Annotated in this window: 15 protein-coding genes; 13 read left to right on the plus strand and 2 right to left on the minus strand. The window is 49.3% G+C overall.

What is annotated here, in order from left to right; translation table 11 throughout:
* The first annotated feature begins 148 nt into the window (after nt 1–148).
* The 12 genes from K0A93_10170 (at nt 149) to K0A93_10225 (ending at nt 10,076) form a co-directional block, all read left to right on the plus strand.
* Nucleotides 149–454, plus strand: coding sequence for a hypothetical protein (locus K0A93_10170; GenBank protein MBW6512458.1), 306 nt, complete (start codon nt 149–151; stop codon nt 452–454).
* 61 nt (nt 455–515) lie between these two features.
* Nucleotides 516–1,166, plus strand: coding sequence for an SDR family oxidoreductase (locus K0A93_10175; protein MBW6512459.1), 651 nt, complete (start codon nt 516–518; stop codon nt 1,164–1,166).
* Nucleotides 1,160–1,867, plus strand: a complete 708-nt coding sequence (locus K0A93_10180) for an MBL fold metallo-hydrolase (GenBank protein ID MBW6512460.1) — start codon at nt 1,160–1,162, stop codon at nt 1,865–1,867. The genes K0A93_10175 and K0A93_10180 overlap by 7 nt, the downstream gene beginning before the upstream one ends.
* 30 nt (nt 1,868–1,897) lie before the next feature.
* A complete protein-coding gene (locus K0A93_10185; GenBank protein MBW6512461.1) occupies nt 1,898–2,905 on the plus strand; it encodes a ketoacyl-ACP synthase III in 1,008 nt (335 codons plus the stop codon).
* Nucleotides 2,906–2,921: 16 nt separating this feature from the next.
* A complete protein-coding gene (locus tag K0A93_10190) occupies nt 2,922–4,286 on the plus strand; it encodes a long-chain fatty acid--CoA ligase (GenBank protein MBW6512462.1) in 1,365 nt (454 codons plus the stop codon).
* Nucleotides 4,287–4,360: 74 nt separating this feature from the next.
* A complete protein-coding gene (locus K0A93_10195) occupies nt 4,361–4,930 on the plus strand; it encodes a GNAT family N-acetyltransferase (GenBank protein ID MBW6512463.1) in 570 nt (189 codons plus the stop codon).
* A 28-nt stretch (nt 4,931–4,958) separates the two neighbouring features.
* On the plus strand, nt 4,959–5,372 hold the full coding sequence (locus K0A93_10200; GenBank protein MBW6512464.1) for an FdtA/QdtA family cupin domain-containing protein: 414 nt from the start codon (nt 4,959–4,961) through the stop codon (nt 5,370–5,372).
* Nucleotides 5,369–6,466: a DegT/DnrJ/EryC1/StrS family aminotransferase gene (locus K0A93_10205; GenBank protein MBW6512465.1), complete on the plus strand. Its 1,098-nt coding sequence runs from the start codon at nt 5,369–5,371 to the stop codon at nt 6,464–6,466. Before K0A93_10200 ends, K0A93_10205 begins: the two co-directional genes overlap by 4 nt.
* A gap of 8 nt (nt 6,467–6,474) precedes the next feature.
* The gene (locus K0A93_10210; protein ID MBW6512466.1) at nt 6,475–7,908 is read left to right on the plus strand and encodes an oligosaccharide flippase family protein; all 1,434 of its coding nucleotides are present in this window, start codon (nt 6,475–6,477) and stop codon (nt 7,906–7,908) included.
* Nucleotides 7,901–8,827, plus strand: coding sequence for a glycosyltransferase (locus K0A93_10215; protein ID MBW6512467.1), 927 nt, complete (start codon nt 7,901–7,903; stop codon nt 8,825–8,827). The genes K0A93_10210 and K0A93_10215 overlap by 8 nt, the downstream gene beginning before the upstream one ends.
* A 515-nt stretch (nt 8,828–9,342) precedes the next feature.
* Nucleotides 9,343–9,864, plus strand: a complete 522-nt coding sequence (locus tag K0A93_10220) for an ORF6N domain-containing protein (protein ID MBW6512468.1) — start codon at nt 9,343–9,345, stop codon at nt 9,862–9,864.
* 11 nt (nt 9,865–9,875) lie between these two features.
* Nucleotides 9,876–10,076 (plus strand): type II toxin-antitoxin system VapB family antitoxin, encoded by a 201-nt coding sequence (locus K0A93_10225; GenBank protein MBW6512469.1) that lies wholly within the window; start codon nt 9,876–9,878, stop codon nt 10,074–10,076.
* Nucleotides 10,077–10,151: 75 nt separating this feature from the next.
* Here the strand turns inward: K0A93_10225 and K0A93_10230 are convergent, their stop codons facing one another.
* Nucleotides 10,152–10,424, minus strand: a complete 273-nt coding sequence (locus K0A93_10230; GenBank protein MBW6512470.1) for a type II toxin-antitoxin system RelE/ParE family toxin — start codon at nt 10,422–10,424, stop codon at nt 10,152–10,154.
* Nucleotides 10,408–10,632 carry a TraY domain-containing protein gene (locus tag K0A93_10235; GenBank protein ID MBW6512471.1) on the minus strand — a complete coding sequence of 75 codons (225 nt, stop codon included), beginning with the start codon at nt 10,630–10,632 and terminating at the stop codon, nt 10,408–10,410. The genes K0A93_10230 and K0A93_10235 overlap by 17 nt, the downstream gene beginning before the upstream one ends.
* 332 nt (nt 10,633–10,964) lie before the next feature.
* Here K0A93_10235 and K0A93_10240 point away from each other — a divergent pair, with 332 nt between their 5' ends.
* On the plus strand, nt 10,965–12,437 hold the full coding sequence (locus K0A93_10240) for a hypothetical protein (GenBank protein MBW6512472.1): 1,473 nt from the start codon (nt 10,965–10,967) through the stop codon (nt 12,435–12,437).
* Nucleotides 12,438–12,449: the final 12 nt, after the last annotated feature.

Consider the following 12,449-nt stretch of genomic DNA (forward strand, 5'->3'; position numbering starts at 1 on the left):
GACTGGATGACGAGTACATGTGCAAGCTGGGATAACTGACGCATTTGATGCTTTAAATCAAGAGGCGGCTGTCAATATACAGATACCTACCGTACTTTTTTGAACGAAAGCGTACGAGATAAACTAAATTCAATTAAAGGATGGATTTATGACCTACGGAAATACCTACGAGCTGATTAGTGACTCTTTGAAAAGTTTGCAACGTTCTGGTGTTATCCCTGATTCAATGGATCTTGTTGCCGAAGCCGTTATTTTGGGGATGGGATCCGAGCTTGATTCTCTCGGTTTCGTTAGTTTTATTTCAGAGTTGGAGGAACGTTTGTCGGCTGCGATCGGCAAAGAAATATATCTCATTCTCGATGATATTCATTCGTTTAACGAAGATAAATCGTTTCTTAATGTCGAAACTTTGGCTAGGTTCATTGTTACATTGACGCAAGAAACGGAACAATAAGGTGCAAACAGAGCGTCCAGTTATGGTAATAACGGGCACACGTAAAGGTATTGGTCATGGAATGGCCAAGTACTTTCTTGCGCACGGCTTTAATGTGGCCGGTTGCAGTCGTGGTAACGCTACGATTGAGGATGAAAATTATTTTCATTCCCTTGTTGACATTGGTGAAGAAGGACAGACGCGGAGTTGGGTCAGGGCTGTAAAAAATAGATTTAAGCGAGTTGATGTGTTGGTGTGTAACGCTGGCCATGCACCGGCAAATCTTTTAATGACGATGACTTCTGGTACGGTTCTTATGGATTTGTTGAAGGTTAATCTTGCTGGTAGCTACTATGTTTGTCGTGAAGTATCAAAAGTCATGTTGCTTCAGCGCTCAGGTAGAATTATTACGACATCTTCTATGGCTGTTGGCCTCCATGAAGAAGGTACTTCTGCCTATTCTGCATCAAAATCAGCAATAGTAGAGATGACAAAAATTATGGCAAAAGAGTTGGCACCTGCTGGAATTACATGCAATGTTATAGCGCCATCTATTTTAATGACTGATGCGGTTGATGCACTCGGCGATGAAATAGTCCAGAGGGTCTTAAATAAGTTGACTATTAGGCGCGCTGTAACAGTTGAAGAAGTATGCAATATTGTATCTTTTTTCTCTGCACCTGAGAGTCGTTGCATAACCGGACAGGTTATTCATATGGGATTGGTATGCTAATCGTTCCACCATTTTTCGTAGAACATGAATATGGCGGCTGTCGTATTTCCTGTCTTGTCACCGGAGAGCATTGGAAACAGAACGCCTATATCGTCACCGATAAAGCATCGACCAACACGATAGTTATCGATCCGGGCGATAGGGCTGATCTTATTATCGAGCACATTTCAGCCGTTAATGGGACATTGACGCATATTCTGTTGACTCACCCTCATCATGATCATGTTGGTGCGGTGTCGCAACTTTCGGATCACTATGGTCTGGCATGTGAGCTGCACAAACAGGACATTCGACTTTTAATGCAGGCCCCTATGTATGCAATGTCTTTTGCAAAGAAAAAAATGGGGGCTATCTCTCGTTTTCAGGCGTTTGAAGAGCTTATCATAAGCCATAAAGGTTTAAATCTACGGTCACTTCACACCCCTGGTCACACAAAAGGGAGTACCTGTTATTTTTTTGAGGAATCTGGTTTTGTTTTTACAGGTGACACAATAATTTATCAATATATTGGGCGGACTGATTTGCCGGGCAGCAGTTTGCCAGCGCTAAATGACTCCATTAATAGTCTGTTTGCTGAACTCCCTGACAAGACAGTAATTTTCCCTGGTCACGGTAAGCCATGGAGAGTGAAGGACGCTAAAGAATGGTGGAATCAAGTGTTCATATCTCCCCCTCAGCATAACCAGTTTATCCATATGTAACGCCGAAAAACAGAAGGAGTTGTTTCAGTGATGAATGTAAAAATTCTTGACATTGAATATGTACTGCCAGAAAACGTTGTTACGAATAACGATCTACATAATGAAAATCCAAATTGGGATATGCGGAATGTAGAAATAAAGTCAGGTGTGTTACAGAGGCATATTGCAAAAGAGGGTGAAACTTCTTTTGACCTAGCTGCACGGGCCTGTAACAAACTATTTCAGGATGGACGTCATGACAAAACGGAGATAGATGCAATCATATTTTGTACCCAAACTCCCGATTATGTCATGCCGTCCAATGCCTTTCTGTTGCATGAATACTTGAATCTGAATGAAAATGTGTTGGCATTCGATTACAACTTAGCATGTTCCGGTTACGTTTATGGATTGGCAATAGCACGGGCGCTTATTTTGGCAGGAACCGCCACAAAGGTCTTGCTGGCCACAGGGGACACCTATTCGCGTTATATCAATTCTGGAGATCGTTCAGCACGGGTGCTCTTTGGCGACGGGGCTGCTGTCTCACTCATTACTGCCAGCGATGCAGAAGATGGAATTGTCGATGTAATGCTAGCGACCTCTGGCAAGAACCACCGCAAGTTTTATATCCCCGCGGGAGGGTGCCGACTTTCGAAGGTCGTTAATCCAGCTGTTGAAATCGATGGAAGCGGCAACATCCGCACTGCCAACGATATTCACATGGACGGCATGGCGGTTTGGAGTTTCATTCAGTCCACGGTGCCTAAGCAAATTCGGAGTTTGATGGAAAAGCATGGTCTCTCTGCTGAGGATATTGATCAATTTGTTTTCCATCAGGCGAGCAAAATGACCCTTGAGGCTTTAACCAAATCCTTGCGGTTGAATGAAAGCAAAGTGTATATGAACCTTTCCCAAACCGGAAATCTCGTTTCTGCGTCATTACCGGTCGCACTCAAGAACGCAATGGCCGAGGGGCGAATTCAACCAGGGAATTTGATTCTTATGTCCGGTTTTGGTGTTGGGCTCTCTTGGGGATCGCTGTTGATGAAGGTTTAACTTCTGGGGATGATGCATGGCTGCAATTGAAACAATAATCAACCGGATGAGCGCTAAGGTTGCTTCCCCTGCTCTTCATTGGCAAGGACGAGAATACACTTATCACGAATTTTCGGCGATGATCGAAATGTGGGATACCCGGCTTCGCGAGTATGGTGTGTCAGCTGGTGTTGTCTGCGGGTTTCTTGGAGAGTATTCTCCGCAGGTGTGTGCCCTTATTTTTTCACTTATGAAGGCTAAAGCCATCCTTGTGCCTTTTACATCTGCTATTGAACATGAATTGCCTGAGTTTATTAAACTTGCTGGAGTCACGTGTTTATTCCGGTTCGGAACGGATGACACCTGGACGTTTGAGACCTGCCCTAACCCTGCTCAGAATAATCTGGTAAAAACTTTTAGTGAGAGGGAAGTGCCCGGTTTGATCGTATTCACCTCAGGTTCCACCGGCAAACCTAAAGGTATATTGCAGGATTGCGAACGGGTCATGCACAAGTTTGTTGACGAACGACGTGGATGGCGAACCCTGCTCTTCTTGATGATGGATCATTTCGGCGGATTCAATACTCTGCTCTCCACCTTTGCCTACAGCGGAACCGGTATCTGTTTGCCGGATCGAAATCCGGAAACGGTCTGCCGCGTTATTGAACAATCTCGTGCCACCCTCCTCCCTGTGACCCCTACTTTTATCAATCTCTTGATCGCCTCGCGCTGTTACAGGCAATACGACCTGTCTTCGATCAAGCTGATTACCTACGGTACTGAAGTTATGCCGGCAACCACGCTTAATCTGGCGAAAGAGATCTTCCCTAACGCTCAGATCAAACAGACCTACGGATTGTCGGAACTCGGTGTGTTGCGATCAAAATCTGAAGGGGATGACTCTGTCTGGGTGCAAATCGGCGGCACCGGGTTTGAAACGAAGATTGTGGACGATATCCTCTGGATCAGATCTGAAGCCAATATGGTCGGTTATCTGAACGCGCCAACCCCCTTCGATGCTGATGGATGGATGTGTACCGGAGATCACGTCGAGGTGCGTGGTGATTACATGCGCATTCTTGGCCGTAAATCGGAGATGATCAATGTTGGAGGGCAAAAGGTCTTCCCCTCCGAGATAGAGAATGTCCTGCTACAGGCTGACAATATTCAAGATGTCACGGTTTTTGGTGTTCCTCATCCGGTTATGGGGTATGTCGTTAAAGCCAGGATCTCCCTGTATGAACCCGAGGAACAATTTTCATTGGTCGAGCGGCTGCGTAAGTTTTGTATGGAAAGAATGGCAAGGTACAAAGTCCCGGTTAAATATGAAATAGTGAATGATTCTGAGCACCGCAATCAAAGATTCAAGAAAATACGTAAAGAGACATTACAACAAGAATAACAGGCGATTAGGCGATGGTTGGCAGAGATCAGACCCCGCACATTTTTTGAGTCACTATATCTGAGGACACTATTATGATACTCAAGGGGAAACTAGTAACTCTTCGGCCAATAACTGAAAATGATGCCAATATGACTTTCGCCTGGAGGCACAGTGATCGTGCGAAATTACTGCAGCGGGGCTCAAATACTATTGATGAACAGCGAGCATGGATTAATGCAAAGCTTAAAACCGATGAGCTTAACTTCATAATAGAATATAAAGATAAACCTGTCGGTATGATTGCTTTGCTCGACATAAATGATACCCATAAGTCTGTCCAGATGGGGAGACTGCTCATTGGCGATGAAGGGTGGGTCGCGAATGCACCTGTCGCTTTTGAGGCGGATCTTCTCCTTTGTGATTATGCTTTTGATATTTTGAAAATGCATAAAATATATGGCGATGTCATGGAAGAGAATGATGGCATGTTAAGAACTCGTTACTATCTTGGTTATAAAAAAGATGGTTTGTTACGTGACCATTATAATTATGACGGCGTCTACAAAAATACAGTTGCAGTGTCGTTGCTCGAAGATGAATACAGGAAAACATGCCGACCAAGGCTTATGCAGTTAATATCAGTATTCTCAAAATATTGTTAGTTAATGAGAGAACGATTAGGAGCTAGTTGTGGGTATAGAAAAATGCAAAGCTATAGAGCTTCCGAAAATTACCGATCCACGCGGCAACCTGACCTTCATTGAGGCCGGTCGACATGTCCCCTTTGCCATTCAGCGGGTTTACTATCTTTATGACGTCCCCGGCGGTGCCGAACGCGGCGGTCATGCCCATAAAGATCTACATCAACTCATCATCGCCATGTCAGGGAGCTTTGATGTGGTACTGGATGACGGGAACAATAAAAAACGTTTTCACCTGAACCGCTCCTACTATGGACTCTATGTCTGCCCGATGATCTGGCGCGAACTCGATAACTTCTCTTCTGGCTCCGTCAGCATGGTCCTGGCCTCAAATTATTACGAAGAGTCCGACTATTTACGGGATTATCAGGAATTTCTGACAGCTGTCGAGGTGAAACGATGAACGTCCCCTTCCTCGACTTGAAGGGCACCTACGCGGAACTGCAGACAGAACTCGATGCCGCGCACCAACGGGTGATGGAGTCGGGCTGGTATGTTCTTGGCCAGGAAGTCGAGGCTTTTGAGGACGAATTTGCTGCCTACTGCGGCACGAAATTCTGCATCGGGGTCGGTAATGGCCTCGATGCACTGCATCTGATCTTGCGCGGGTACGATATCGGTCGTGGTGATGAGGTGATCGTTCCGACCAATACCTACATTGCAACTTGGCTGGCTGTGAGTTACGCGGGGGCCACTCCGGTACCGGTAGAACCAGACCTTACGACTTGCAATCTTGATCCGCGTTTCCTGGAAGCAGCAATTACCCCTCAGACCAAGGCGATCATCGCAGTACACCTATATGGTCAGCCAGCAGCGATGGATGCAATCAATGCGATTGCGTCCCATCATCGTCTCAAAGTGATTGAGGATGCGGCCCAGGCCCATGGTGCACGGTATAATGGCTGTCGCACCGGCAACCTCGGCGACGCGGCGGGGTTCAGCTTCTATCCTGGTAAGAACCTCGGGGCGTTCGGCGATGGAGGGGCAATCACCACCAATGATGACACGCTGGCTGAACGGGTTCGCACCCTACGCAATTACGGCTCGAAAGTGAAGTACTATAACGAAATCAAGGGTTACAATTCGCGACTTGATGAGCTACAGGCAGCATTCCTCCGGGTGAAGTTGAACCACCTTGACGAATGGAATCAACGGCGAGGTGAAATCGCGAGGCGCTATTTGACAGAGCTGGAAGGGCTCCCAGGCCTGTCCCTTCCGCATGTTACGACTGCGACCAAGCCTGTTTGGCATCTCTTTGTTGTGCAGAGTTGCAAGCGGGATGCTCTTCAAAAATACCTTAACTCTAATGGCATCCAGACGATGATCCATTATCCGATCCCACCACACTTGAGTGAAGCTTATGCTAAAGAGTTTCGCCCCGATCAATTCCCTGTGGCGGAACAATTGGCTGCCACAGTCCTGAGTTTGCCAATGGGCCCCCACCTCTCACTTGCCGTTGCCGACCGAGTCATCGAAGTGGTCAAAGCGGGCGCCTGATGAGTAGAATGCTGAAGTCGATCGGTAAATCCAGCGTCGGTATGGTGGCGAATCTGATCTTCGGAGCCGTGGCCATGAAGATCATTGCCGTCATGCTGGGCCCATCTGGAGTCGGCTTGTTCTCTTTACTGAGGCAGGCGCAAAAGACAGCTACGACCTTGGTCAGTTTCGGGGGAGAGACGGCGCTGATCCAGGGGTTGGCCAGCCGGAATGAGGAGGAGCGGGGGCTTTATGCCTTTAACGCGCTGATCTTCTTTATCGTGGGCGCGGTGGCGGTCTCCGCGATCTTTGTCTGCTTTGCCCCGCAACTGGCAGTCCTGATCATCGGTACCCAGGAACAACAGACGGTCACGATGGTGCGCTGGCTGGCTGTTCCGGCAGTTATTGGTGGAGCGGTCGTCTTTTTGAAGGGGATCCTTAACGGTTTTCGGGCCATCGGCAGGTTGGCCGTCGTTGATGTGACCATTGTCGCAGTAACGCTGGCGTTGGTATTTCCGGCAGCCAGGTTGGTGGCTGCTGGCCACGGAGTCGCATTTGTTGCCTTGTTGAGCGCAGGGTTGGCTGCTGGTGCCGTGTACGCACTTTTGATGGTCTGGCACGGGCGTTGGCTGCACCTGTTCGGCGGTGAATCCTGCCGCTACGATCCTGCTTCAAAACGCCATTTCTTCCGGATCGGCAGCGTGACCCTGATCACGGGACTGGCCGGAGCTGGATCAATCTTGGCCGTGCGTGCGGTAATCGTCCATCATGTCGGCCTGTCCGGCGCTGGGATATTCGATGTCGCATGGACAATCAGCACGATGTACTTGATGGTCATACTTACCTCTTTCAACGCCTATTATCTCCCAAACCTGAGCGCTTTGTCCGATACGGGCGGTCGGAATGACCTGATCCGGAAAATGATGCTGGTATCGATCGGCTTGTCGGTGCCGCTGATTGTCTCCGTGGTCGCGCTCAGACCGTTTATAGTTTCCCTGCTCTATACGAATGAATTTTCCCCTGCTCTGAAGATGTTGCGGTGGATGCTAATCGGTGATTATTTTAAGGTGACAAGCTGGGTGCTGTCGACTTCGATGGTGGCTTACGCCGATATGAAGACTTTCTTCCTGTCGGAGGTTGTGTGGAGCCTGCTCTTTTTTGTGCTGTCTTTCGTCATAGTTCTTCATTTCAGTGAGATAGAACTGCTTGGGCTAATTTTTTCGGTGCTTTATTTTGCTTATTTTATATTCAATATTTATTACGTCAGGATCAGATTTGATGTGGTCTTGTCGCCAAGCATTTATGTTACTTTGTCGCTCGGTTTGCTGCTGGTTCTGATCGCTTCCGTTGTTTGCTGGGATGACACAACCGTCGATTTGACAAAAACCGCGATGCTGATAACGGTTTCCACGGCTCCGGTGTTGTGGACGCTTATCAGGAGAATGCGAGGTGCTCATGTCTGATAAAGTGGGAAGGCGGATTGTGACGTGCCCACTGGTTTCGATCCTGATTGTCACATACAATCAGGCAGAGTACATTGGCGAAACCTTGGAAAGTGCGATTGCCCAAGATGATGGCAATCTTGAAATCGTCGTAGCCGACGATGCCTCGCGCGACGGTACGGCGCAAATCATTCACGACTATGCACAGAAATATCCTGAACTGATCGTACCGGTTCTCGGAGGCGTCAACTTGGGGATAACTGGGAATTGCAACTGCGGACTGGCCGTTTGCCAAGGAAAGTATATCGCTTTTCTCGGCGGCGATGATCTTGTCCTTCCTGGAAAAATCACGAAGCAGGTCGAGTGGCTGGAAGAGAACGATAGGCGGGTTTTATGTTACCACGACACAGAAGTGTTTGATGTTTTTTCCGGGGTATTGTACAAGACCTCCGATCGGTATCGTTTCCATGCTGGCACTGCGGAGCTTATACTGCGGTACGGGTGCTTTTTCGACGCTGTTTCTGTAATGATTCGCCGACCGTCTCTACCTGTAGTTTTTGACGGAAGAATCCCGCTGGCTTCAGACTGGCTCTATTGGTTTGAGATCGTAGAAAATCAAAATGGTATTATTGGCCATATCGATGGTGTGTTCGGCCGTCACCGCATGACTAGAAGCAATATAACTAAAGACCGTCAAAGAATGCTGAAAGACAAGATCATGACTTTGAACATAATTGCAGAAACCTATAGCAATTTCAGGCATCTTGCTCTCGACAAAATTGCTGAAGTTTATTTTTCGGAATCATATCGAGCACTCAGTCATTATGAGATATTAAATGGATTGCGTTTTCTGGGGGAGGGTGTTCGTCGCGTGATACACGGGAACTGGAAAATTCCAATGCAATCGATTGCTAGGCGCCTTCTGGGGCTGAAATACTGAGTGAGTAGGTGGTGTGGTCACGGGCTGTTGCTCAAACTACATATGGACAATTACGAAATCAATTTATTTGCCGTCAGCCGCGTTAGTACGAGAGCCCCCTCCAGTTTTGCCGGGGGTCTCTTAAATCTTTTTTGGCACGCATCGTGCCAAAACTCACCGCCTGCGCCTTGAAAAAGATGGTGACTGTGACGCTATTGATGCACGAAACAGCACCGCGCTTGTCACCCGAAATGATTTGTCTCCACTGCTTCAGCTGAAGAGGGTTTTGCCGCTATGACTGAGCTGGCTAATGGGGAACAGGGGCGCGACTGGTGCTGGTCCCCAACGTGTAAGAGGCGCTGAATTTGCCAATGGGGCGGCATCTGGATAATGATCAGTTTCAGGCGATTCCTGGCGCGAGTGTAAAAGGCGAGTCGCCCGACAGTTTGTCCTGCTGAAAACTGAACAGCTATTTTAAAACCCAATCGGAGGGAGATGAAATGTCACATTTTATCAAGTCTGAAGAAGTCGAGAGTATGGTTCTTGAAATCCGTGGGCAACGAGTTCTTCTGGACTGCGATCTTGCAAAAATCTACGGAGTCGAGACCAAGAGAGTGAACGAAGCTGTTAAAAATAACCCCGAAAAGTTTCAGCCCGGCTACCTGTTTGAATTGAGTGAGAAGGAGTTTGAGGATTTGCGGTCGAAACTTTCGACCGCAAATTTCGCCAAAACCAGAACGATTCCCAAGGCCTTCACCGAAAAGGGGCTCTACATGCTGGCCACCGTTCTCAAGGGGCCGGTGGCAACGCAGGCAACCGTCGCCATTATTGAAACTTATGCAAAGCTTCGCGAACTTTCGCGCAATATCAAACAACTCTCGGAGTCTCCGGCAAAAAACAGGCAGCAATCGTTGATGCAAAGAAGCGGTGAACTGATTGCCGAGATTCTCGACGATGACCTGCAGAGCAATGAAGCCGAAACTTCGATAGAACTGAACTTCGCGGTTCTGAAATTCAAGCACACGGTCAAGAAAAAGCGTGGGAAAGGCGCGTCGTAATCAGCTCGCTGCTGACCGCCATCGACCTCATCGATGACAAATTGATTGAACGAGCCTGGCAGATCGGGCGGCACAAGACTAAAAAAGCGGTGGTAACGGAGGCCCTGGAGGAATATATTCTGCGTCGCCAGCAGCTGGACATGGTCGGGCTGTTTCATCGGGTCGAGTTTGACCCCGATTACGACTATAAAGAGCAGCGTCGGCGCTCATGATGGTTCTGGTTGACACCGGTGTGTGGTCGGTTGCTTTGCGCAGACAGTGTAGAGTAGCGGATGTTTCCGCTTGGCTTATGCTTTACCATAAGCCTTGCTACGGTGTCCAACCATCAGAACCAGAACGAGAATGTTTTTGTCTTGAATCTCGCAGATCAGGCGATAGGCACCGACGCGATACTTCCAGCGGCCTGTCAGTTCTTTCCTTAGGGGCGCACCATAACGGCGCGGATCGTCCTCGGTGCTGATTCTCTCTCGCAAGTAGCGGACAATTTCTGTCTGGATTTGATGGTCAAGCTTGGTTAACTGCTTTTTGGCAGTATTGGTAATTTCAATCCGCCAAACCAAGCTCTCGCTCCAGGTCTTCAAGGGTGTGGGTTCGTTCCTTCCCCGATTCGACGCGTTTCAGGATCTCGTCGGAGAGGTAGGCTGCTTCCAGATCATCCAGATGTTCAAGAATGGCTTCGCGGGCATAAAATGATTTTGAGCGGCCTGATCGTTTTGCCAGTGCTTCCAGACGACGTTCGATATCTTCAGGTAATCGAAGGGCAAGCATGAGAGCCTCCTTTGCTATACATGTAAATCAACATCATACTAGCTCAATACTTGTTGTCTGACAACGTGTATTTAATTTTGTGTATTTAATTTGTTGAAATGCGGGACACTGCTCAGATAGATCAAATGCTTTAACAAAACGCTGGTTTTCATGATTTGCGCTGATTAAGGCAGGAACACAGGAGCATAAAAAATTGTCAGGGGTGCTCAGACACCTGATGCGTTTTTTCAGTGTTTATCCGCATCCTGTAAAATATGCGTAATTTGAATTGACAATTCTTTACTACGAAAAGAATACGCACTCACAGGAAGTGCTGAGGATTTATCGAATGAATGAAGCGGTTGCCGGGGTGCCGGGAGCAGAAGGGGGCGGTCATGGATGACGGGAGGCGCGGGAAAAAATTTCTGAGCTGGTGCGCACGGCATTCAATCCTGAGCGCCGCGGTGCTGTTGCTGCTGGGCGGTTTTGTTTTGTATGCCCGCTCTTTTGGTCACCAGTGGACCTATGACGATATCGTGGTGCTGGTGCAGAACCCCGATATTCGCTCGTGGCCGGAGTTTTTCACAGACAGCTATCCTGGTCGGCCGCTACGCGAGTTGAGCTTTATGCTCGACTATCAGTTTTTTGGACTGAACCCGGCGGGGTATCATGTGCAGAGTATCTTCTGGCATGGTCTGAACGCCGTGCTGCTTTTTATCCTGACCTTGCGCCTGGGGGGCAACCGCTTTGCCGCCTGGTGTGCGGCCCTGCTTTTTCTGGCGCATCCGCTGGCGGTGGAGGTGGTGGCCAATATTTCGCATCGCAAGGACAGCCTGGCGCTGGCTTGTGCCTTGCTGGCGCTGCTCGCCTACGTTGAGGTCTTTCGGGATCGGGATCGGTGGCGGCGCTGGGGATGGTTTGGCTGTGCGGTGGCGTTGGCCGTCACGGCGTATTACGGCAAACAGAACACGGTGATGATCTGGCCGTTGTTCCTCGCCTACGAGGCGCTTTTTGTCCCGCGGGAGGCCCGTTTGCTGTTACGTTTTCCGCGCTTGCTGGGTGTGGCGACGGTGACGGCGATCGCTGTTGCGGGGGTGCTGCGCTGGCCGCTGATCGAGCGTTTGCTGCAGCAGCGCCAGTGGGAGATCCGGGGTATCTTGGCTAAGTTGGGGTACCTTGGGGATGGGGGGGAGCCGGTTTATCTGGCGACAATTTTCAAGGCGCTGCTGTTGATGCTGCAAAAAATGGTGATTCCGACCGGGCTGGCGGTGGAGTATGATCTTGCTGTGCCTGACGGGTGGACCGTTGGGCTGATTGGCGCGGCGCTGGTCTTTTTTGCCGGGTATGCCACCGCCCTGTGGTGGACTTTTCGCCATCTGCGCGGTGCATGTTTCGGGTTGCTGTGGTTCGGGCTGCTGTGGTTGCCCACCTCGGGGTTGTGGCCGCTGAGTTATCTGCTGGCGGATCGTTATCTGTATGCGCCACTGGCCGGGGTGTTCATCGTGGTCGGGATCTCCGTGGGGATGCTGTGGAAGCGGTGGTCGCGTCCGTTGACGATACTGCTGTCGGCAGTTGTCCTGCTTCTGGCAACGCTGACCTGGCAGCAGAATATGGTCTGGCGTTCCCCGTTGACGCTCTGGAGTCAGGCGGTCAAGGTCAGTCCGGAATCATCGTATGCCCTCGGCTTTCTCGGTATGGTTTATATCGAACAGCGGCAGCCGCGACTGGCGCTGCCGTTGTTGCGCAAGGCGGCGCAAAACCGGTTTAATCCGGAAGCGAAACGCGCGCTGGATTATGTCGAGAGGCAGTTGCGCTTTTCACGGTAGATGACAGCAAGG

This window comes from Desulfuromonadaceae bacterium, assembly GCA_019429445.1.
In the GTDB taxonomy this organism is placed as follows: Bacteria; Desulfobacterota; Desulfuromonadia; order Desulfuromonadales; family JAHYIW01; genus JAHYIW01.